The following is a 524-nucleotide window of genomic DNA, read 5'->3' on the forward strand; positions in this document are numbered from 1 at the left end:
GGAAGCTAAGCCCTTCAGCGCCGATGGTACTGCACTGGTGACGGTGTGGGAGAGTAGGACGCAGCCGGACACACTTTGGTAGAGCGCCCCGGACGGAACTTCATTGATCCGTCTGGGGCGCTCCCTTTTTGTGCCCAGGAAGTGGCGTCGGCACGGCCGGCGCGGAAGGATGACGATATGAGCGACCAGTACGGCGACGACGACCGGCGACGCTCTCACGACCGTCGCTCCGACGAGCGACGGGACGACCGCCGCGGCCCCCGACGTTCCGAGAATGATCGGGGCGGTCGGTCCAGCGGTCCCCGACGGGACGACCGCCGCGAGAATGATCGTACGTACGGTGGTGACCGGCGCCGCGACGGCGGTGACCGTCCTTCCTACGGTGGTGACCGGCGCCGCGACGGCGGTGACCGTCCCTCCTACGGTGGTGACCGGCGCCGCGACGGCGGTGACCGTCCCTCCTACGGTTCTGACCGGCGTCGCGAGGGCGGTGACCGTCCCTCCTACGGTTCTGACCGTCCCTC

General features: G+C 68.9%; 1 protein-coding gene. It reads right to left on the reverse strand.

Going from position 1 to position 524, the window contains the following annotated elements:
* A partial coding sequence (locus ACPYOM_RS22135; protein WP_481347611.1) for a hypothetical protein occupies positions 1-524 on the reverse strand: 524 nt, incomplete at both ends.

The sequence above is a fragment of the Monashia sp. HAY1-2A genome (assembly GCF_056755315.1).